The sequence below is a fragment of the Sinorhizobium sp. NG07B genome (assembly GCF_002532005.1).
Taxonomy (GTDB): domain Bacteria; phylum Pseudomonadota; class Alphaproteobacteria; order Rhizobiales; family Rhizobiaceae; genus Sinorhizobium; species Sinorhizobium fredii_C.
The window spans coordinates 1216418-1239030 of sequence record NZ_NWTD01000001.1 but is presented as its reverse complement, the minus strand read 5'-3'; the positions used below and the strand labels follow the sequence as shown (position 1 = coordinate 1239030).

The 22613-nt window shown below is 64.0% G+C and carries 13 protein-coding genes and 2 pseudogenes; 5 read left to right on the top strand and 10 right to left on the bottom strand.

Annotation, left to right across the window (positions count from 1 at the left end):
• Nucleotides 1-7: 7 nt before the first annotated feature.
• A complete protein-coding gene (locus CO664_RS05955; protein WP_097538153.1) occupies nt 8-1150 on the bottom strand; it encodes a TRAP transporter substrate-binding protein in 1143 nt (380 codons plus the stop codon).
• Between the two features lie 258 nt (nt 1151-1408).
• On the opposite strand from CO664_RS05955, the gene CO664_RS05950 reads away from it, so the two are divergent.
• Entirely contained in the window at nt 1409-2749 is a 1341-nt protein-coding gene (locus CO664_RS05950) for a sorbosone dehydrogenase family protein (protein ID WP_097525081.1), read from the top strand.
• 174 nt (nt 2750-2923) lie between these two features.
• On the top strand, nt 2924-4696 hold the full coding sequence (locus tag CO664_RS05945) for a tetratricopeptide repeat protein (protein ID WP_097538152.1): 1773 nt from the start codon (nt 2924-2926) through the stop codon (nt 4694-4696).
• A gap of 157 nt (nt 4697-4853) precedes the next feature.
• Here the strand turns inward: CO664_RS05945 and ftsZ are convergent, their stop codons facing one another.
• A complete protein-coding gene (gene ftsZ, locus CO664_RS05940; protein ID WP_037423384.1) occupies nt 4854-5894 on the bottom strand; it encodes a cell division protein FtsZ in 1041 nt (346 codons plus the stop codon).
• Nucleotides 5895-6207: 313 nt separating this feature from the next.
• On the opposite strand from ftsZ, the gene CO664_RS05930 reads away from it, so the two are divergent.
• Complete coding sequence (locus CO664_RS05930) at nt 6208-6402, top strand: hypothetical protein (RefSeq protein WP_037386619.1); 195 nt, start codon at nt 6208-6210, stop codon at nt 6400-6402.
• 15 nt (nt 6403-6417) lie between these two features.
• Here CO664_RS05930 and CO664_RS05925 read toward each other — a convergent pair whose 3' ends face one another.
• The 6 genes from CO664_RS05925 to CO664_RS05895 form a co-directional block, all read right to left on the bottom strand.
• Entirely contained in the window at nt 6418-8130 is a 1713-nt protein-coding gene (locus CO664_RS05925) for an HAD-IIB family hydrolase (protein ID WP_097538151.1), read from the bottom strand.
• Nucleotides 8131-8260: 130 nt separating this feature from the next.
• Nucleotides 8261-8869 (bottom strand): glutathione S-transferase family protein, encoded by a 609-nt coding sequence (locus CO664_RS05920; RefSeq protein WP_097538150.1) that lies wholly within the window; start codon nt 8867-8869, stop codon nt 8261-8263.
• Between the two features lie 627 nt (nt 8870-9496).
• The gene (locus CO664_RS05910) at nt 9497-10549 is read right to left on the bottom strand and encodes an ABC transporter ATP-binding protein (protein ID WP_097538148.1); all 1053 of its coding nucleotides are present in this window, start codon (nt 10547-10549) and stop codon (nt 9497-9499) included.
• On the bottom strand, nt 10537-12549 hold the full coding sequence (locus CO664_RS05905) for an iron ABC transporter permease (protein ID WP_097538147.1): 2013 nt from the start codon (nt 12547-12549) through the stop codon (nt 10537-10539). Before CO664_RS05905 ends, CO664_RS05910 begins: the two co-directional genes overlap by 13 nt.
• A gap of 7 nt (nt 12550-12556) precedes the next feature.
• Nucleotides 12557-13537, bottom strand: coding sequence for an ABC transporter substrate-binding protein (locus CO664_RS05900; RefSeq protein ID WP_097538146.1), 981 nt, complete (start codon nt 13535-13537; stop codon nt 12557-12559).
• Nucleotides 13538-13830: 293 nt separating this feature from the next.
• Nucleotides 13831-17235, bottom strand: coding sequence for an adenylate/guanylate cyclase domain-containing protein (locus CO664_RS05895; RefSeq protein WP_176536499.1), 3405 nt, complete (start codon nt 17233-17235; stop codon nt 13831-13833).
• A 1498-nt stretch (nt 17236-18733) separates the two neighbouring features.
• On the opposite strand from CO664_RS05895, the gene CO664_RS05885 reads away from it, so the two are divergent.
• Together CO664_RS05885 and CO664_RS05880 are read left to right on the top strand one after the other, a co-directional pair.
• Entirely contained in the window at nt 18734-20143 is a 1410-nt protein-coding gene (locus CO664_RS05885; RefSeq protein WP_097538143.1) for a DUF1254 domain-containing protein, read from the top strand.
• Nucleotides 20144-20301: 158 nt separating this feature from the next.
• Nucleotides 20302-20600, top strand: a pseudogene (locus CO664_RS05880) (efflux RND transporter periplasmic adaptor subunit); the annotation flags it as partial.
• Between the two features lie 79 nt (nt 20601-20679).
• Here the strand turns inward: CO664_RS05880 and CO664_RS05875 are convergent.
• Together CO664_RS05875 and CO664_RS05870 are read right to left on the bottom strand one after the other, a co-directional pair.
• Nucleotides 20680-21492, bottom strand: coding sequence for a methyltransferase domain-containing protein (locus CO664_RS05875; RefSeq protein ID WP_097538142.1), 813 nt, complete (start codon nt 21490-21492; stop codon nt 20680-20682).
• Nucleotides 21493-21679: 187 nt separating this feature from the next.
• Nucleotides 21680-22580 (bottom strand): annotated as a pseudogene (locus CO664_RS05870) (SDR family oxidoreductase).
• Nucleotides 22581-22613: the final 33 nt, after the last annotated feature.

The window sequence follows — 22613 nt, the reverse complement described above, 5'->3', positions numbered from 1 at the left end:
GAAAAGATCAGAGCGACTTCGCCACCCCGTCCTTTCCGAAATAATGGTCGAATGCCAGCCGCCGTCCGACGACGGTGTCCTGTTCCCATCGCGTCGCGCGCTCGGCAAAGGCGATCTGGGACTGGATGACCTCCTTGAACAGCGGGTTTTCCGCCGACTTCTTCTTCACCACCTCGTCATAAACTTCGAGCTGTCTCTTCAGGATCGCTTCCGGTGTCTTGTAGAACTTGACCTGATCGGTGGTCTGCATCGCCACATAGTCGCGCGAATAGCGGTCGATCGCTTTCCAGTGCATGTCCTGCGAAGCGGCTTCCGCCGCATTGGTGATGATCGCCTTTACCTGTTCCGGCAACTGATCGTAACGGGCCTTGTTGAACAGGACTTCGAACTGCTCGGCATTCTGGTGATAGCTCTGCAGCATGCAGATCTTCGATACGTCCGGGAAACCGAGCACCCGGTCGGACGAGGCATTGTTGAACTCCGCCGCGTCGAGCAGGCCGCGATCGAGCGCGGCGACGATCTCGCCGCCCGGCAAGGCGTTGACCGCCGCGCCGAGCCCGGTGAAGACGTCGATCGAAATGCCGACGGTACGGAATTTGAGGCCCTGGATATCTTCGGCCTTGGCGACCGGCTTCTTGAACCAGCCGAGCGGCTGCGTCGGCATCGGTCCGTAGAGGAACGAAACGACGTTGGCGCCGATCGATTCATAGAGCTTGGCGAGCAGGTCCTTGCCGCCGCCATATTTGTGCCAGGCGAGCAGCATGTTAGCGTCCATGGCAAAGCCCGGCCCGGAGCCCCAGAGCGCCAGCGCCGATTGCTTGCCGTAGTGGTAGGCGACGACGCCATGGCCGCCGTCAAGCGTCCCTTGCGATACCGCGTCGAGCAGGCCGAAGGCCGGCACGACGGCGCCTGCCGGCAGCACCTCGATCTTCAGGTCGCCGCCGGTCATGTCGTTGACCTTCTTGGCGAAATCGATTGCGAACTCGTGAAAGATATCCTTTGAGGGCCAGGTGCTTTGCCAGCGCATGTTCACCGGCCCTTGCGCCTTGGCGACGCTGGGCGCCGCGACTGCCGCTGCGCCGGCCATGGCAGCGCCGCTCAGGAATTGGCGGCGCGACGTTTTCCCCCGAGTCCGGGTTCCTTGCTTCATGTCTTCCTCCCAGAGCCTGCGCTTGTTGGGAACAGTTTTCCGCAGGCTAATCAAAGTTCTAAGAGGCTGCACGCCCACTGCGAGGCGTTGCGCCCCCGTCATTTTCGAGCTGTTTCCGAGAATACTCCCGAATGCGGCCCCACGCAAAGATTGCAGGAACAAGTCGGGAACGATGCTGTTTGATGCCCCGACAAGGAATATTGCGAAGCGGCCGCGCGTCTAACGACGAAGCGGCACATGCGTTCCGAGGACATCGCGATGAAGACCCGCCTCCCGCTCGACTTACTCATCATCATCCTCTTGGGCAGCCTCATCGCGGGCTGCACCAGCGTCTCCGCGCAGCGAACCGGCGCAATCGCCGGCAGCATCGGCTACGGCCCGAACCCGACTCTGCCGAAGCCGAGACCGACGCTGATCCCGACGATCAGGATTGCCGAGGCGAAAGGCTGGCAGAGCGGTACGATGCCGACGCCGGCGAAGGGGCTGAGGGTGAACGCCTTTGCGACCGGCCTCGACCACCCGCGCTGGCTGCATGTGCTGCCGAACGGCGATGTGCTGGTCGCCGAAAGCAACGCCCCGGAAAAGAAGAACAGCGGCTTCAGCCTGCGCAAGCTGGTCATGGGAGCCGCGATGAAGCGCGCCGGTGCCGCGACGAAAAGCGCCAATCGCATCACGCTGCTGCGCGACACGGACGGCGACGGTGTCGCCGATCTGCGCCGGCCCTTCCTCGAGGGGCTCAATTCGCCCTTCGGCATGACGCTCTCGAACGGCAGGCTTTACGTCGCCAACACCGACGCGCTGGTCGCCTTCCCCTATAGGAGCGGCCGGACGAGGATAACCGCGAGGCCGGAGAAAGTCGTCGACCTGCCCGCGGGCGATCTGAACCACCATTGGACGAAGGATGTGATTGCGAGCCCCGACGGTCGCAAGCTCTACGTCACGGTCGGCTCCAACAGCAATGTCGGGGAGAACGGCATGGCAGTGGAGAAGAACCGTGCCGCCGTCCTCGAGGTCGACCGGACGAGCCGCAGCACCCGCGTATTCGCCTCGGGGCTGCGCAACCCGAACGGGCTCTCCTGGAATCCCGAAAGCGGCGATCTCTGGGTCGCCGTCAACGAGCGGGACGAGATTGGCGACGATCTCGTCCCGGACTACATGACCTCAGTCCGCGCCGGCGGCTTTTACGGCTGGCCCTACAGCTATTTCGGCCAGAACGTCGATCAGCGGGTCAAGCCGCAGCGCCCGGACCTTGTCGCCAGGGCGATCAAGCCCGATTACGCGCTTGGTTCACATACGGCGTCGCTCGGACTGACATTCTCCAAAGGCGCCTCGCTGGGTCCGAGCTACCGCAACGGCGCTTTCGTCGGCCAGCACGGTTCCTGGAATCGAAGCGTCTACAGCGGTTACAAGGTCGTCTTCGTCCCGTTCCGCAACGGCAAGCCGAACGGTCCGCCGAGGGACGTCCTCACCGGCTTCATCGGCCGCGACAACAAGGCCATGGGTCGGCCCGTCGGCGTCGTTATCGACAGGAAGGGCGCCCTGCTCGTTGCCGACGACGTCGGCAACGTCATCTGGCGGGTGAGCCGCCGCGGGAAGTGACACCTGCTCAGAGCGTTGCGATATCACTTCACAGCCGCACCTGCGATTGCTAGGCTTTGCCAGCGGGATAAGGACTGCAGTGTTCGCCATTCCCGACGCCCAATCGGGATCGATCGTACCCATGAGTTGGATTGGTCAAGGCCCATCACCGCAGCACATCCGGGAGGTTGCCGCATGAGGCGGCTGGCGGCGATCCTGGACGCCGACGTCGTCGGCTATAGCCGTTTGATGGGGCTCGACGAGGCCGGAACCTTCAAGGCGCTGAAGACCTGCCGCAGTTCGCTGATCCTTCCGACGATTGCCGCGCATAGAGGCCGGATCGTGAAGCAGACGGGCGACGGATTGCTGGCGGAGTTCGCGAGCGTCGTCGATGCCGTCGGCTGCGCAATGGCGATCCAGGAGATGATGCTGCAGCACAAGGAGGAGATCGACGGCCGGCGTCTGGAGCTGCGTATCGGCATTCATCTTGGCGATGTCATTGTCGAGGACGACGACATTCACGGCGATGGCGTCACCGTCGCAACGCGTCTCCAGGAAATTGCTCCGCCCGGGGGCATCTGCGTTTCGCGGCAGGTTCATGATCAGGTCGCATCTAAGCTTGACTTCCCGGCCGTCGATTGCGGCAAGCGAAAGCTCAGCGACGCACATGGTCCCATTCGCATCTGGCGGTGGCAACCGGGCGGAGCGCCCGAACAGTCCCCCGCCGCACCGCCGCCGGGCGAACAGCCGGTACCAGGGCGCCAGCGCCCGTCGATCGCCGTCCTGCCCTTCGTCAATCTCTCCAGCGTCGGCGAGCAGGAGCATTTTTCCGATGGCTTCACCGAAGAGCTGATCGCCACGCTCGCCCGCTGCCGCTGGCTGAGGGTCGTCGCCCGCAACTCATCGTTCAGCTACAAGGGCAAGTCCGTCGACGTCAGGAAGGTGGCCGAGGATCTCGGCGTCAAATACGTCATCGAGGGCAGCGTTCGCCGTTCCGGCGACCGCATCCGCATAACCGCCCAATTGCTGAGCGGGGAAAGCGGCATGCTGCTCTGGGCGGAGCGCTACGACCGCACGCTCGACGACATCTTCGTGCTCCAGGACGAGATCGCCGGCCAGATCACCGGCACCATCGAGCCGGAACTCGGGATGATCGAATTCGCGGCACTGCGCGGTCATACCGCCGCTGACATGGATGCCTGGAACATCTATCTGAAGGGCCTCTGGCACCTTTACAAGTTTAACCTCGACGACCTGAAGATCGCCAAGCAGCTCTTCGAGAGGGCCGTAGAACTCGAGCCCAGTTTCGCCCAGGCCCATGCGCGGCTTGCCTATGTCCATATCCAGCTCGGCTGGTACGGTCCGCTCGACGAACGGGCCGAGCGGATCGCCGATGCCACCCGGCTCGCCGAGCGGGCGATCGCCCTCGACAGCCGCGAGCCGGCCGCGCACCTGGCGCTCGGCCGTGCGCTGGCCCTCGGAGGCCAGCCGGAGCGCGGCATCGACCATCTGCGCAATGCCCTCCGGCTCGACGCGAGCTTCGCCCAGGGCCACTTCGCGCTCGGCCAGGCGCTTTGCTATGTCGATCTCCCGGAGGAAGGCATCGCCGCGATCAGCGAGGCCTTCCGATTGAGCCCGCGCGACCCGCATCTCTGGACTTTCTATAACATGCTGGCGATCGCCCACTACCAGGCGGGCCGGCTGGCGGAATCGGCGGCCGCTGCCCGCGCCTCGCTGCGCCAGGAAAACGTCACCTTCTGGCCGGCCATGGTGCTCGCGGCTGCCCTCGGCGCCGAAGGACGGAGCCGGGAAGCGAGCGAAGCGGTCGCCGCCCTCCTCTGCCGCCGACCGGACATGACCGTCGACAAGGCGCGGGCCGAATTCTATTTCGGCAGCGTGCCGGCGATGTCGGAGGATTTCATCGAGCGTTTTGTCGAAGAACTGCGGCGGGCGGGCTTACCGGCTTAGCTTCGCGCAGCCACGCCCCTCATCCGGCCTGCCGGCACCTTCTCCCCGCAAGCGGGGCGAAGGAGACTCGCGGCACCGTTCACGTCCCCTCTCCCCGCATGCGGGGAGGGCTAGTCCTTCGGGTTAAACCCCAGGTGAGGGGCGATCCCCTAACCAACTACTGCAGCGTGCGAATCGGTGCGGCCGCCGCCTGGCCGTTCATCGCCTCTGGCGCCGCTGCATCGGCGCTGCGGGCGGCACTGTCGAGGCCGGTGGCGACGACCGAGACGCGGAAGGTGCCGTCGAGGCTGCGGTCGAAGATCGCGCCTACGACGATGTCGGCCTCGTCATAGACCTCCTCGCGGATGCGGGTCGCCGCCTCGTCCACCTCGAAAAGCGTCATGTCCATGCCGCCGGAGATCGACACCAGCACGCCCTTGGCGCCGCGCATCGAGACCTCGTCGAGCAGCGGATTGGCGATCGCCGCCTCCGCCGCCATCATCGCCCTGCCCTCGCCGGCCGCCTCGCCGGTGCCCATCATCGCCCGGCCCATGCCCTTCATCACCGTCTTCACGTCGGCAAAGTCGAGATTCATCAGGCCTTCCTTGACGATGAGGTCGGTAATGCAGCTGACGCCGGAATAGAGCACCCGGTCGGCGATCATGAAGGCGTCGGCAAAGGTAGTCTTGGCATCGGCGATGCGGAAGAGGTTCTGGTTGGGGATGACGATCACCGTGTCGGCGCTCTCGCGCAGCCGCTCGATTCCGAATTCCGCCGTCTGCATGCGCCGCTTGCCTTCGAAGCTGAAGGGCTTGGTGACGACCGCGACCGTCAGGATGCCGGCGCGCCGCGCCGCCTCGGCGATCACCGGCGCTGCGCCGGTGCCGGTGCCGCCGCCCATGCCGGCGGTGACGAAGCACATATGCGTGCCGCCGAGATGGTCCATGATCTCGTCGATCGATTCCTGCGCCGCCGCATTGCCGATATCCGGCAGCGAGCCGGCGCCAAGGCCCTCGGTAATGGCCGCGCCGAGCTGGATCCGCCGCGCCGCCTTCGACATCGCAAGCGCCTGCGCATCCGTATTGGCGGCAATGAAGTCGACGCCCTGCAGGTCTTCGGCGATCATGTTGTTGATCGCGTTGCCGCCGCCGCCACCGACGCCGATGACAGTGATTTTCGGGCGCATCTCCGTGATGATCGGCTTCTTGTACTCTGTCATGGCTCTTCTCCTTGGGCAGTTCCCCGGCCGTCGAAAGCTGCCCGTGCCCGGGAAACGCGATCGAATGCGGTGCGGCGCGAATCACGCGTCTTCATTCTAGGAATTCAAAAAGGCCAGGGAGAAGGCAAGAGGGGCGAAATCAAGGCGAGTCCACAGTTACGTGTAACTCGGGCGAACCATTATCCAGAGTGACAGCAGAAGTTGTAGCTCCCTTCCCTCGGCTGCGGCAAACCTGCCGAACGAATCTTCCAGGGAACAGGAAACTTTCCCGGACGTTGAGGATGACGTTCCGATCAGCGCAGGAGTGTCTGCAATGGGTGTCGAACAAGCCCCGACGGCAAAGGGCAAGAAAGCCGCAAGCGGCCTGCACAAGAGCGCCGCGAAAGAAGAGAAGAAGGTGGAAGCGCAAAAGGGATCCGATCTCGCCAAGGGCGCCGATCGCTTCGAAGAGCGTTCCAAAAGCTCCGACGGCAAAAGTGCCGGGACGAAGCAGAAGCCGAAACGGTAGAACGCCGTCGCCGCCTCAGTCCTTCCCCGACGCCGGTGCGGTGTAGCGCCGGCGCACGGCCTCCGCGAGCCTCTTCCGGCTCTCGGCAGGTGAGAGGGAACGGTCCTCTTCGATACCGGCCGCCTCCTGCGCCAAATCGGCATCGCCGATGCGCTCGCCGAACCATTTCGAGTAGTCGCCGGCCCTCAGATGATGTTCCCAGGTCTCGTCGTCGATCCCTTCGGCAATCTGCAGGAAGATGATCAGATTGTGGGCGCGCAGGTTCATCTTGTTCTCAGGACCGCGGAAATAGAAGCTCGCGTCCTCGCCGAGATGTCCCTCGGCATATTTGCGGGTGTGCCGCTTGCGCACCTGCTTCGGCTTTTCGGCCCGGATACGCTGCACCGGCGCGCCGGTCGCGCGTCGCCAGAAAAGCACCTCGTCCTCTTGATGGAGTTGATCGAGGCCGGCGGGCGGCGCCTCGCCGACGGCCGTGCAGAAGGTCTCGATCACTTCGCGGGCGCTCGGGCCGAGGGCGACCACTGCCGTCACCGCCGAAAGCGCCCTTGGCGAGACCGCGTCCGGATGCACGGTGATCATGATCGTTCCAGAGATGTCGTCCGAGAGCGCCAGCGACGCACTGTCGCGGGCCGCCGGCATCAGGTGATGAGCCTCGTCGATGATCAGCCAATGCGGCCTGCCCGTCCGGGCGCGAAGCGCCGACAGGCCCGGCATCAGCTTGGCGAAGAAGGAAGGCCGCTCCTTGAGCTCGAAGCCGAGCGCGCTCACGACCACATTGTCGTCTGGGTTGGCGAGGATTTCGAGCACCTGGCTCTCGGTCGGCGTGGTCGAACCGTTGCCCACGCTGACGGCGCCCTCGAGGTCCTCATAGTCGCCTTCCGGATCGAACACGCAGAACTGGAAGCGCCGCTCGCGCATACCCTCGGAAAGCGCCGTTGCCAGCGTCGACTTGCCGATGCCGGAACTTCCGGCGATCAGCAGCACGTCGAGCGGCCCGATGTCGACCGGACCGTCGTCGCCCTCGCCGAGCGGCACCTGGTGGCGCTGATTGGTGCAGAAGGCATAGTCGCGCTCGACGATCTCGGCGATCAACTCCTCGACGCCTTCGCCGCGGGCGCCTTCGAGCGCAAGATCGGCAGTCTCCTTCAGCGCCGGCAGAGCATTCGAAACCGCCGCGCCGCAGCCGCACATCCTCAAGAGCGCGTGGTCGTTCTCCGCATCGCCGACGGCCACGACATTCAGGAATGAAAGCTGCATCTCCTTCAGCGCCGCCTTCAGGCCCGTCGCCTTGTTGACGCCGGTCGGAAGGATCATCACCGCGCCCTTATTGAAGATGATCTCGAGCTCGAGGCCGAGCTCATTGATGGCTTCGAGCGCGGCGGTCTGATGCGGCTCCCAGGTGGCGACGATCGAGCGCCCCACCGAGATATTGTCGACGCCCTTCTGCCGCAGCCGTTCGACGAATTCCGGCGGCGGCGCCGGTGCGATCGGCTTTTCCTCTTCGGTCTCGGGCGTGTAGAGCAAGGCGCCGTTCTCGACGACCACCTTGTCGAACAGATCCATGTTGGGAAAGACCCGCTTCAGGTCCGGCAACTCGCGCCCGGTGACGAGCAACAGCTTGCGGCCCGTCTCTTTCAGCCGCTTGAGCGCTTCCAGCGTTTCCGCCCGAACCATGCCATCCTCGGCCAATGTGCCATCATAGTCCGTCGCAAGGGCCATGAAATACATGCGCGCCGCCTCTCTTGCCGTGTGCCTCGCCGATTGCCGTCCCGACAGGGAACGTGCGGGCACGGCGCTGGTTCCCGCGGCGCGCGGCACGAGGTCTGCGATGTCACCCGCGGCGGAGCGTAGTCCGGCCTCAAGCATTCCAGCTCGGCCGGCTCCTCACCCGCTCGTTCCAGCGCTGCACGTTCTTGAGCTCTGGAGGTATCTCCATGCAGAAGACGTCCGCAAGCCAGCCGCAGACGCCGGCGGTGATATCGGCGACCGAGAACGCCTCGCCGGCGAGGAACGGCCGGCCATCCGCAAGCTCGCGGTCGAGCCAGGCCCATTTCTTCGGCACGGCCCGCCGCTCGGTTTCCGCGAAGGCCGGAAACTGGGTGAGGCGATCCTTGAACAAGGCATCGGAATGGAGGGCCACATTGCCGATGGTGGCGAAAATCACCAATTCCGCCCGCCGATTCCACATCTCCACCTTGGCGCGGCTGACGGCATCCGATCCGAAGAGCGGCGGCTCCGGGTGGACTTCCTCGAAATAGCGGCAGATCGCGACGCTTTCGGTGATGATCGTGCCATCGTCGAGCTCAAGCACCGGGATCTGCCCAAGCGAATTGAGTGTCAGGAATTCCGGCGCCCTGTGCTCGCCCTTGGCAAAGTCGATCTCCACCATTGGGACCTCGATGCGCTTCTCCTTGAGGAAGATGCGCACCCGATAGGAGTTCGGCCCTATGCCCTGATAGAGTTTCATCGTCGTCTCCCTGGTATGGTCAAGGAGGTAGTATGACGCACTTGATTGCATGTTGCAACCAGTCATCTTATTGATCCGGTTCTTGGAACGCATCCAACATCGTGGGCTGATTTCATCAACGCCGGCCGCGACCTCCGTCATGCCGGTCAAGTTTCGGTGGCCCACCCACCCTTTCGTCATCCTCGGGCTTGACCCGAGGGTCCAAGCGCAAAGCCGTTCAAAACGCTTAGGAAAAACTCGCTTATTGATGGATCCTCGGGTCAAGCCCGAGGATGACGAGTAGCGGACGGAGGCCGTGCGTCCCGAAACGTCGTCGGTTAGCGGAACGCATCCCGCCCCAGCCGCGCCAACGCGTCGTAAGGCCGCCGCACCACCCGCCCTCATTCCTGTGCTCGTCACAGGAATCCAGCAGCGCCGCGTCTGCGGCGCGAGAAACTCTTAGTGCTTGTGAAACGATGACTACATACTGGGAGCCACAGGCAGAGCGGCGACACTTTGTTTCGCGGCAATCGCGATGTCATTCACGGCGCCGACGCGCCCTGGCTGAGATCCCTGTGACGAGCCCAGGGATGAGGGTATTCGAGGCAGCCGATGCGCGGCAAAGCCGCGGCGGTATCCGACCCCAACTCAAAGCCGCCAGCCACTGCCGATGACAAAGGCCGCGAGCGTACCCTCCGCAATCGCCGCGCTGCTGAAGGCCTTCAGCCGCTGGCCGTCGGGAAGCGCCAAATCGAGGGCGAAGCGCTCGCCTTCGAAGACGGACGAAAGCACCCGCATCAGCACGCCGTCGGTGCCGCGGTGGACATGCTCCGGCCGTACCAGCACGTCGGCAAGCGGCCCGTCCGCGATCCCATCCCGCGACCCGAGCGCCGCCCGCAGCACCGGCCAGCCGAGCTGCCTTTCGCCGTTTTCCGCCATCGGCAGCCGCAGGATGCTGCCGCGGCCGATGAGCCCGCCGACCACCCGGCCTTCCGGCCGGGCATAGATCTCTGCCGGCGGCGCCACCTGCAAAAGCCGGCCTTCCGACATCACCGCGACGTCGGTCGCGAGCGCCATCGCCTCAGCCTGGTCGTGGGTGACATAGACCATGGTGGCGCCGGAGCGCTCGTGAAAGGTGCGGAAGGTCTCCTCGATCGCCTTCCTCAGATGTTGGTCGAGATTGGCGAGCGGCTCGTCGAGCAGCACGACGTCCGGCTGGGTGACGAGGCAGCGGGCGAGCGCCACCCGCTGGCGCTGGCCGCCGGAAAGTGCGGCCGGCCGCCGCTCGGCAAGCTCGGTGAGTTTCACCAGCGACAGTGCCTCGCCGACCCGCTTCTGCCATTGAGCCCCGGAAATGCCGCGCACTTTCAAGGGATAGCCGACATTCTGCGCGACCGTCATATGCGGCCAGAGCGCATAGGACTGGAACACCATCGCCATGTTGCGCTTTTCCGGCGGCAGCGCGCCCCCGGCGTCCGAAAGCCGCCGCTCGCCATAGGAGATCGAGCCGTCGCTCGGCTGCTCGAAGCCGGCAATCATGCGCAGCACCGTCGTCTTGCCGCAGCCCGATGGACCGAGGAGCGCCAGGAAGGCCTGCCGCCGCAGCGTCAGCGAAACATCGGCGACCGCCGGCCTGTCATTCCCAGGAGACTTGCCGCTGCCGAAATCCTTGCTCAAGTGGTTGAGGATCAGTTGCGCCACGGCAGCACGCCCTCCGGCAGGTATTTTGCGAAAAACTCGAGCGCCGCCATCAGCGCGATTACCAGCAACACGACGAGCACCGAGAGCGCCGAGGCGAGATCGGAGGAGCCGCTGTCGTCGAGATTGAAGATCGCGACGCCGAGCGTCTGCGTGCCCGCCGACCAGAGCAGCGCCGAAACCGTCAGCTCGTTCGCCGCGATCAGGAAGACGAGGATCACCGAGGCGCCGGCGGCCGGGGCGATCAGCGGCAGCAGCACGTCGTGCATGCGGCGGAAGAAGCCGGCGCCTGCAAGCCGTGCCGCCTCCTCGAGCGCCGGGTCCATCTGCGCAAACGCGCTCATGACCGGCTTCAGGCTGACGGCGAGGAAGGAGGAGAAATAGGCGGCGAGAATGATCCAGATCGTGCCGTAGAGCGAGACGCCGATGACCGGCAGCGGGGCGGCGAAGGTAAGGATGAAGGCGACGGCAAGCACGATGCCGGGCAGCGCGTAAGGGATCTCGATCAGGATGGCGACGAGATTGGCGAGCGCCCCCTTCCGCCGCGTCAAGAGATAGGCGGCCGGGACGGTGACGAGGAGTAGCCCGAGGGCGGCGGCAGAGGCGAGGAACAGCGAATTCTTGAGCGCCGTCAGGGTGATCGACTGGCGGAAGAGGATTTCCGCATAGGCGCTGAGCGACATGGTGTTGAAATTGAGCGGCACGCCATAGGCCGGCACCAGCGAACTTGCGACGAGCGCCAGCAGCGGCGCGACCAGCACCAGCGCCAGCACAATGAGGAGCAGCGCCTCGACAGCGATGCGGAGGCGCCCCAGCGAAAAGGCGGCGTGGGCGCCGGAATGGCCGATCAGGCGATAGTCGCGGCCGGCGAGCGCCCGCTGCTGTACGAGAAGCCCGGCGGCGGAGATCGCCGCGATTAAGGTCGAGATCAGCGCGATCTCGCCGAAGGTGGCGGCGCCGAAACTCGCCAAGCGGCTGAAGATCAGCGTCGGCAAGGTCTCGATCCCGGCAGGTATGCCGAGGATCGCCGGAATGCCGAAATTGCCGATGCCGGAGACGAAGGCGATCGCACCGCCGGCGATCAGCCCTGGAGCGCTGAGCGGCAGCACGATGTCGCGAAACACCCGGAACGACCCGGCACCTGAAAGGCGCGCTGCCTCGATGCGGTCGCGCGGGCTCGCCGCAAGCCCGGCCTTCAGCGCCAGGAAGACGAGCGGCGCATGCTGCACGCCGAGGATCAGCGCGATGCCGGAAAGCGAATAGAGCGGCTGCGGGCTGCCGAGCGGCGGCGCCAGCCCGAGCGTCTTCAGGAGCGGGCTCGCCGGCCCCGACATCTCCACCCAGGCGAGCGCCGTCACCTGCGGCGGGATCATCATCGGCAGCATGAAGGCGAAGCTTAACGCCAGCTTGCCGCGAATGTCGGTGAGCGCCAGCGCGAAGGCGAAGAGCGAACCGAAGAGGAGCGAGACGACCATGCCGCCGGCGGCGGTGAGAAGCGTGTTGCGGAGTGCCGCAAAGGTCGCCGCCTCGAAGACCAGCCGCGCCGCCTCGCCGTCGACAAGTCCGCTCACCCCCGCCCCGGCCAGGCGGGCGAGCGGCAGCACGGAAAGCAAGAGCACCGCACCAAGTATGAAAGGCAGCAGCCAGGCCGGCTCGCCAGACGGCGCCCGCCGCTTTCGCGGGCGGAAGCCGAGCCCTTCCCGGCCGCGCGGCGGCCTCGCCTGGAGGATGCCGTCTTCCGTGGCGTGAGGCACCGGGGGCAGTTCGACGCCGCGCAAGGTCCGCGTCAGAGCGGCCGGCAGTTTGCCGGACGTCATCTGGGGAGGCCGGCTTTCCGCCGCCTCCTTGCCGCCAAAGAGAAACCGCAACCGGCCGAAGCGCCGCGCCTTCGACAGAAGACGCGACGGATCCGGCGTGTTGGACCCGGAGCCTCTTTCCGCGTCCGGCGCTTCGGCCGGAGCGCGCGCGCTCCGGCCGCGGGCGGTCTCGTCCGCTCGCGTCATCGGGCGATCAGTTCGTCCCGAAAATGCCGGAGAAGGTTTTGAGGTCCGCTTCGGAATTCTTGACCGCCGCGGCGGCATCGAGCGGCAGCACCTTGATCGTCTCGCGGGCCGGATAGCCTTCCGGCAGCGCCACGCCGTCGCGGGCCGGGATATAGCCCATCTTCGCCGCCACCTTCTGACCTTCCTCGGAAAGCAGGAAGTCGACGAATTTCCTCGCGGCTTCGACGTTTTTCGCGGTCTTCAAAATACCGACCGGCTCGGTGACGGCGGAAACGCCCTCGGCCGGGAAGACGAATTCCACCGGCGCCCCCTTGGCCTTCTCGCGGATCGCCATGAAATCGACGAGCATGCCATAGGCCTTCTCGCCCGTCGCGACCGCCTTCAACACGCTGCCATTGCCGCCGGCGGCCGTCGCGCCGTTTTCGGCCAGCGCCTTGTAATAGTGCCAGCCGAGGCCGGGAATGGCGGCGAGCGTCTCGGCATGGATCAGCGCCGCGCCAGAGGTGAGCGGGCTCGGCATGGTGACGAGGCCCTTCGCTTCAGGCTTGGTCAGATCCTGCCAACCTTCCGGCTTCATCCCGGCCGAGCTGTTGTAGACGATACCGGTGGTGATCATCTTGGTCGAATAATAGGCGCCGTCCGCATCATAGAGCGCCGCATTGTAGCCCGCCGCCTCCGGCGACTTATGCGGCAGCAGATGCCCCCCCTCCTTCAGCCGCTGCATCGTCACCGTATCGGCGATCAAAAGCACGTCCGCCACCGGATTGCCCGCCTCGATCTCGGCCATCAGCTTGGCCATGATCTTCGTCGTCCCCTCACGCACCCACTCGACCTCGACGCCGGGATTTACCGCCTTGAATGCATCCACCGTCGCCTGCGCATCCTCGTTCGGCTGGCTGGTGTAGAGGATAAGGTTTTCGGCATAGGCCGCGGTAGAAAAAAGGCCGGCAAGAAGCGTGGCGGCAACGGCGGAGACAAGCGTTTTCATAGGGAATTGCCCTCGGTGGGAGAAAGATGGCGCCGAGGGATAGAGCGAGTGTTTTACAGGGGTGTGACAGGGGAGTGGGTAGACGAGCGTGGGTCAGCTTTGCGCCAATTGCGGACCTTGCTATTGGAGATCGCGAAGGTCGCTATCCGACCCAGCGGTCGCGGCGCTTAGCGAGCAGAACGGCCAGGTTTTGCCCCCGGAGCGGACATTCAGGCTCTAATTGGTCGCCGGAACCGGACGACTACTGACTCGCTGATGCACATCAAAGCTACCGTTGCCATCCGACGGTGCTGTCAACGCGGTTTGGACTCTTCGGATGACTTGGTCGCGCCATTGACGCCGGCTGTCTCGCGAAGCACCCGCTCGGCCGATTGCAGATCCGTTGTCGCGAATCCCTCCGTGAACTTGCGGCAGAGGGGCGCAAGCAGGTGATGAGCCTCGCCGAACCGGTTCTGCACGATCCATAGTCGGGCCAGGCTTGTCGCCGCGCGCAACTCCCATAAGTCAGCGTTTTGCCCTCGCGCTACCTCGGCCGCGTGCCGGAGTCGTGCTTCCGCCTCCGCACGATCAAACGCGGGCAGCTGCAGCATCAGCTCGCCCGTCAGTCGATGCAATTCCGCCTCGAACCACCGCTCGCCCGTTGCGCCCGCTCGGTTCAGCGCGTCGGTCAGCAAATCCAAGCCCCGCTGTGCTCCCCCTGCACGGGTCTCGACGCGCGCGAGCAAGCTCAAAAAGAATGGAACCAGGAATCTCGCTCCAGTCATCTCCCACGACGCCAAGCCCCCTCGAACCTGTGTGATGGCCGCTGGTAATTCACCCATCTCTGCTAGCGTCCAGCCTCGAACGATTGTACCTGCACCGAGGAAGTGGGGAGAGCCCTGCGCTCTTGCGAGCGTGATCAGTGAATCCGCCCGATCTCGCGCTTCTCGCCAGTCGCCGCGCAGCTGCGACAGGATGCAGCCGTAAAGCAGGGCGTAACCGAGCGTGTTGCGGTGGGAAAGTTCCCTTGCGTCTGCCAAGGCCTCGTTGCTCCTGGCCTGGGCCTGCTCGGGATACCCAAGAGTGAAGAGAGTCCAGGAGAGGACCGACAGCCCCGCCACCCGAGGGTCCTGGGCGAACAGGAATGCGAGGGAGCGATGTTGCTGCGGGTCATAAAGAGCGAGCGACCGTTCCAGATATTCACGGGCAGTCGCAATCTCGCCGCGAAGGAAGGCATCGGTTCCGGCGATGCGATTGCCGACGGTCTCACCGGACGCCTCCCGTTCTTCCTGCGCGCGCCGGAGCAGCGCCTCTCCCGCCTTTCTTCCCGCCTCCAGTTCAGCGCGCACGACGTGGAAGACCCACTCCCCGTAGAGGACAGGGAAGAGCCTGCCTTTATCCCCGATCCGCTCGCATAATTCCCGTGCTCGCGCGTTGGCCCGGCCGACCTCTGGCGCTGCCCAACCCTTGGCAGTCATCAGGGCAACGCTGAGAGCGACCTGCAATTCGAGTTCCTGCCGCCATCGCGCAGAATCATCAGGCAGTCCTTCAAGCAGCTCCAGCCCTCTTGTCAGATGAGTAATCGCTTCGGCCGTTGCGGAGCGCGCAATCTCTGCTTGCCCGGCCCTGAGCCAGTAATTGACCGCAGGTTCCAGCCGCCCCGCCTCCGCATAGTGCTGAGCCAGAAGCTCGGGCTGCGTCTGGACCGTTTCGGGGAAACGTTGCTCGATCGCTGTGGCTATCGCCGCGTGCAACCGTTGTCGTTTCGTGCGCACAAGGGTCGCGTAGGCGGCGTCGCGTACGAGCGCGTGCTTGAAGCTGTAGGTCGCCTGCGGCGGAGTCCCGTGGCGGAACACCAATCCTGAAGCAATGAGTTCGTCCAGTGCTTCCTCGACTTCGCTGGGCTGCAACGGCGCGGCGGTCACGAGCAGCTCATGCGAGAATTCTCGACCGATTGCGGCCGCCACCTGCGCTACCTCCCTGGCGGGGGCAAGCCGGTCAAGCCGGGCCAATAACGATTCCTGAAGCGTAGCTGGAATTGCGATCGCCGACAGGGGACGCGCGAGAGCGTAGTGATCGCCCTCGTCTTTAAGCAAGTTGGTCTCCAATATCGCGCGCGTCAGCTCCTCCACGAAGAGCGGCACGCCGTCTGTCTGTCCGACGATTTGGTTGAGCACTTCGGCAGGCAGAGCCCTGCCGCCGGTCAGGCTCTCCACCATATCTGCGCCTTGCCGGCGGCTCAAACGACTAAGCGTCAATGCCGTGACATGGGGATAGCGCATCCACGGTGGGAGAAAGTCGGAGCGGTATGTGATGAGCACCAGCACTGGCGCGTCTTGCACGCGGTCAACAACAAGATCCAGCAGTTCCAGCGAGGTGGGATCTGCCCAATGCACGTCCTCGTATATTGCCAGGACGGGCCGACGTGCCGCGAGCCCGATGAGCTGATCGACGAGTACCTCCAGCGTCCGCTTCTTCTGCCGGTGCGGGCTTAACTCCAACGGCAGATAGCGACCGTCCGCTGGGACCGACAGCAACGCCGCGAGCAGCGGCGCCGTGTCGGCGACGTCTTCGGTCGATTGCGTGAGCAGCGTCTCGAGCTTGCTCAGTTTCACTGCGGGGGGATCCTCCGCGGCGAAGCCGGCTGCCCGCTCCAGAAGGCGGACAACCGGATGAAGCGGGCTGGTCTGATGATAGGGCGAGCAGTAGTGACTTACAGTGGTATGCGGCTCGCTTTCCAGACGCCAACGCAGGGCACGAACAAGGCGCGACTTGCCGATGCCGGGCTCGCCCGCCAGCAACACCACACGGCCTTCGCTTTCTTTGACTGCTTCCCAGCGCTTAAGCAGGAGGCCTATCTCGTGCTCGCGACCGACGAGCGGGGTCAGGCTCGCCCCGCGGAGAGCTTCGAACCGGCTTTCCGCAGAGCTTTCACCGAGCACGCGCCAAGCGGGTACGGAAGCAGGAAAGCCCTTCAAGGAGTGGAGTCCGAGCTCGGCGAAATCGAACAGGCCGCGGATCAACTGCCGGGTCGTGGATGCCACCACCACCGTTCCCGGTTCGGCGACACTTTGCAGTCGTGCCGCTAAATTGGGCGTCTCGCCGATTACCGTCTCCTCACGCGCAGCACCTTCGCCGATCAGTTCGCCGACAACCACCAGGCCGGTCGCGATGCCGACGCGAGCCTGCAGCGTCTCCCCATGCGTTGATTGCACGTTCTGCACTGCGTCGATGGCGGAAAGCCCCGCTCGCACCGCTCGTTCTGCCTCATCCTCGTGAGCGCGCGGGTAGCCAAAGTAAGCGAGCACGCCATCGCCCATGAACTTGGCAACGTGGCCCTCGAATCGCGCAATAGCGCCCGCCACCGCACGCTGATAGCCCCGCAGCAGTTCGCCCATCTCCTCTGGATCGAGTCGTGAGGAAAGCCTGGTCGAGTCGACAAGGTCGACGAACATCACGGTAAGCTGGCGGCGCTCCGCCTGCGGGAAAATTACAGGTGTCCCGCCAACCCCAGTTGGCCCGCTCGGTTGTTCAGCGACCTCACGCAACGCGGCGATGGCAGCAAGCAGCTTACGACGGTGCCCTACCGAGGCGACGCCGAGCCCAATCAGGTCGTCGGCCGTAAGATCCCTTAGGACTTCAGGATCGATGTCGTTTTGGCGGAACGCTTCTTCGTACTGTCCCAGCCCTTGATCGCGCAGCCACGCACCGACGTCCATGGCTCCTCCTCCGTCTACTCGGAGTGCAAGGTTCTTCAGCATACTCCAGAAGTCTCTACGCCGCACGACCCCAAGGCGTGCGGTTGGACTTCATCGATGGGATGCACTGAACGATCGCTTCCGGCGTAGCAGGGGAAGGTCCGGTTCGAGGCGGTGCCGGGAACGTCTGCTTACGGCGAACGTGTTCGTTCCGGCAGACGAGCCGAACGGCAACTCCCGACCCGATCCGGACCACAGCATCCCGACGTCGAGGTCCGCTTCGGGCCGGAACCGGAATTTCCAGTCGGTATCCACGAGCGACCTCACCCGGGCCACTCTGCTGCGACGGCGGTGCGCCAGCTGGCATCCGACCATGAGGATCGGATATGCTCAAACGCTCCTTGTCCGCTTTGGCCCGGCTGCCGCAATAGCGAGATCGCGCCCCTCGTTGCGCACCGCCTGCTGGGTGGTCACAGCTCACACTATGACTAAGCGCAGTTCGACTGTCAGATCGTTGTTGCTAGAGGCAGCTTACCTGACCAACCGCCGCATAGGCGGCCGCCCTGATAGTTAGCAGTCCGACAGAGACGATCATTCCGTGGCACGCCAATAGAAAGCAAGAACCCGCGCGTATCGACGGCTGATAGGCCGCGATTAGTAGAACTATCGAACTGCAGGTAGCGACTGCGATAATTGCGAACTGGAAGGGGGGGAAGTAGATCGGGATGATGGGCCAGCAACTTGCGAACGTGTACGGGCCTGCAGTGGTGTAAGCCACGGCGGTCAATGTCAGCCAAATCACCATGTGGATGGACAAAGACGTGCCCCAGAACCGTGCCATCGAAGCTGCCTACCTGAATAATTCGGTGACCGTCGCGCTTAGTGTGAACTCACGCTGAACCGGACCACCGAAAATTGATGACCGACAACAGGACAATAATCGGTTAATAGTTGCGCGTGCTCTGGTCGTTGCAATGGCTGCAAGGGGCCGACAGGAGACGGAAAGCCATCGACCGGGAAGCGCCAGAAGCGGTCATTGCTACGCTCTGGCGAAAAGAGTAATGTGCTTCGCTCTGAGCGCGAATGGAGGCACTTCTTCAATCGGCTACTCAGTTGACGGCTTCGGGTCGACTGCGGACGACCCGCTCGGCGGCTTCGCGCCTCAAGCGGCTGATCAGCCGACAGATGTAAAACGGCGGGAGTCGCATCCTGAGCGGACATCGCCGAGGGCCTGTCCCGAATGCCGATAATGGTGCCGCCCGCGCTGCGCCGAATATTCAGCGGCGCTCCCCGCGGAGCTATTTGAAGTGGGCTGAGCTCCTCACCGCAAGGTAGTTACATGCATGCTACCCATTGTTCGGTGAGGCCACATATCGCTCAACATCCCAGTTGTGCGACACTGGCCCAGAGTACTTCGCAAAACTGGCTGCCCGCGCCTACGAAGGGCATTCAACCTGACCGCATCTCGGGACTGCCCTTTGCTCATTGATGCCACGCACTCAACACATGGAGACATGCGATGAATCTGACCAGACGCGACTTCACGAAATGTTCGGCGCTGGCTGCGGGCCTTTTTGCACTTACCACGAGCGTCCAAGCCCAGGACGTGACCGCCGCTGAAGCCCGCACCATTGCCAAGGAAGCCTATGTTTACGGCTTCCCGCTGGTGGATAATTATCGCATCCAGCACGCCTATTTTATCGACACCAAAAACCCCGAATACAAGGGTCCCTGGAACACAATCGTCAACACACCGCGTGTCTATACGCCAGCAGACAAGGCGGTTCAGACCCCCAACTCGGACACGCCCTACTCCTTCGTCGGTGCAGACCTCCGCGCTGAACCGATTGTCCTCACGGTCCCCAAGATCGAAAAGGACCGCTATTTCAGCATCCAGCTCATCGATTGGTACACCCACAACTTTGACTACGTCGGCAGCCGTACCACTGGTAACGACGGCGGCAGCTACTTGATCGCCGGGCCAAGCTGGAAAGGCGAGACACCCGCGGGCGTGGAAAAGGTATTCCGCTCCGAAACGGAGTTCGTGTTTGCCGGCTATCGTACGCAGCTCTTCAACCCGGATGACCTCGACAACGTCAAGAAGGTGCAGGCTGGTTATAAAGCGGAGCCGCTCTCGAAGTTTCTTGGTCAGCCCGCCCCAGCGGCTGCACCCTCGATTGATTTCCCCGTGCCGTTGTCCCCGGACGAGCAGCGGAAGTCGCTAGAGTTTTTCAACATCCTGAACTTCGTCCTGCAGTTCGCCCCGACCCATGCTTCCGAAACCGACCTCATGGCGCGGTTCGCCAAGATCGGTGTCGGGGCCGGGAAGACCATAGACGTAACTGCTCTGTCGCCTGAGATGAAAACGGCCATGGAGCAGGGCATGGCGGATGCCTGGATTGATTTTGAGAACCTGAGGAACGAGGTCGAGGCCGGGAAGGTCGCCGTTGGCGACCTGTTTGGCACGCGCGAATATCTCAAGAACAACTACCTTTACCGGATGGCAGGGGCGGTGATGGGCATCTACGGCAATTCGAAACAGGAGGCAATGTACCCACCTTACGGCGTCGATTCCGAGGGCAACAAGCTCGACGGTGCCAATAAATACACCGTGCGTTTCGCGCCGGGCCAGCTACCGCCCGCCAACGCCTTCTGGTCGCTCACCATGTACGGGCTGCCGGAGAGCCTGCTCGTGGACAATCCGATCAAGCGTTACCTCGTCAACTCACCGATGTTGCCGCAGTTCGTCAAGGATCCCGACGGCGGCCTGACACTCTACATCCAGAATGAATCACCCGGCAAAGACAAGGAAGCCAATTGGCTTCCAGCGCCGAGAGGTCCCTTCACGATCTATATGCGCATCTATTGGCCGAAGGAGGAAGCGCTCGACGGCACGTGGAAGCAGCCGCCGCTGACGAAGACATCCTGAAGGGTCGGTTTCGTCGGCAACTCAGCGAGCGCACCATTGCTGGTGACGATGCGGCCGCTTTGGGCCGGAAGCAGCCATCTCTTCGACTATTTCCAATGCCAGCCGTGAAATGTCATCGCCGAGTGTCCCTCAGGTCAGCACTCCAATTTTGCGGCCCCTTCCCGGTCTCGACCGCGCTCTTCCTCGAATATCGCCAGCGGGCGCTGCGCGGCGAAATCGGCCGCGACGCCAAGGTGGAGCTGCTGCTGCCGGACGGCACGACCTATCCGAAGAAGGGGGCCATCAATTTCGTCTCCAGCGACGTCTCGGCAGGCACCGACACGATCACCGTCCGGGCCGAGTTCGAAAACCCGACTATCTCCTGCTCGACGGCACGCTTGTTCGGGTCACGCTCGAGCAGACCGACAAGCACGAGGTTCTGGCGGTGCCGCAGCAGGCGATCCAGCGCGACCAGCAGTAGACGCGCAGGGGCCGCGGTAGCACTTTGAATTGCTGCATGTTTTCATCCCTAGACGAAGGAAACATGCAGCAGCAACTCAACGGACGGCGCCCACGATATGGGCCTGGATGCGCCGTTCGATCATCCCGCTCCCGAAGCGCTTCCTCAGCGCCTCCGCCACCTCCTCCGTGACCGCGGCCAGCGCCGAAGCGTCGCGTTCCTCGATCTCGCTGCGGACGGGCGTGCCCTGGCAGAAGCCGGTCGCGGCATCGGAAGCGGATATGGGGCCGTTCCTCTTCTCGAGCGTTTCGAGCGTGATGTCGTGAAAGCCGGCGGCCACCAGATCGGCGCGGATGATTTTCGGGTCCGCATAGCCGTGCGGCACGCGGCGCATGAAGCTCGGCGGGTTCTCCTGGAACTGCGCTGCCAGCGCCTCCACGGCCGCATGCGCAAGCTCGTTTGCCTCCACCCTGTCCCAGACGTTGAAGAGGAAGCGCCCGCCGGGTTTCAGCACGCGCCGCGCCTCTCGGTAGGCTTTCACCCGGTCCGGGAAGAACATCACGCCGAACTGGCAGAGCACGACATCGAAGCTTTCGTCGTCGAAGGGCAGCGCCATGGCGTCCGCCTGCTGCCAGACGATCCGTTCGTCATCGCCCAGCCTGGCATGCGCGACATCCAGCATCGGCTGGTTGAGATCGGTCACGACGAACTGCGCTTCGACATCGAGCTTGGGCGCCAGCATCCGGGTCACAACGCCGGTGCCGGCGGCGATTTCAAGTACATCAAGGGGCTTGAGCTGCGCTACCCGCTCGGCCAAGTCTTTCGCATAGGGCTCGAAGATCAGCGGCACCATTAGCCGCTCGTAAAGGTCGGGTATCGCTCCCGCAAAGACCTTGTCCGCTTCCGCCATGCTCCCCTCCCGCGTCGGTGAGTGGCGCCCTCCGATGACGCCGCTTTCGCAAGAGTAAGATACAACCTTGCGCCGCATTTCCGAAGCGGTGCGAACGAGACGGTGAATAGCAACATGATTACCGCCTCTTGCGAGCACTTGCGATCGTCCGACAGATTGCCTCACCCCGCGTCAGGAGTAAGCTGCCTCACCGATACCCCGTCGGATCGGCCGGCTTGCCGTCCTCCATCACCTCGTCCATGTAGCGCCAGCAATCCGGCCGGGAGCCGTCGAGGTCGGTGAAGCCGTAGATCTGGGCGAGCCCGCCGCTTGATAGCGACTGGCCGTTGAAGCGGGACTTCTCCGGATCGGCGGCAAGCGCCGCGACAGCCCGGCCGACGAAGCGCGGGCTTTCGGAAATGACGAAATGCGGCTGATAGGCCGTGGCGTCGTGCCAGTTCTCCTCCGTCACCTTGAAGGCCTCGAGCATCATTTCCGAGCGCAGCCAGCCGGGGGTGACCGAGACCGCCGTGGCGCCGTGCGGCTCGAGGTCCTTGGCATGCGCCCAGGCCATGCGGTTCGCCGAGATCTTGGCGAGGTCGTAGAAGGGCGAGAGCCGGTAGTGATCGGCATTGTATTGCGCCGTGCCGTCGGTCACCTCGACGAGCAGCCCGCCGGGTCGCTCGATCAGGAGCGGCAGCGCGTAATGGGCGGTGATCAGATGCGTGTCGATCGCCAGCCGCAGGATCCTCAGGCCGTTCTCGAGATTGTGATCCCAGACCGGCTTATTCCATTCGAAGAGCTTCTCGCCGCCCCAGATGTCGTTGACGAGGATGTCGAGCCTTCCCTCGGATGCGATCGACGAGCGCCTGCACCGCCGTCGGCTGCAGGTGGTCCACCTGGACGGCGATCCCCTTGCCGCCCGCGGCCGTCGCGAGCTCCGCCGTTTCCTCGATCGTCTCGGGTCGCTGGTATTCCGACGGCTGCGCCCGCGTCGTCCGCCCCGTGACATAGACCGTCGCGCCCGCGGCGCCGAGTTCCACCGCAATGCCGCGGCCGGCACCGCGCGTTGCGCCCGCGACCAGCGCCACCTTGCCTTCAAGCGTCATGGCATCCTCCCTGAGAAATCCCTCTGGCCTTGA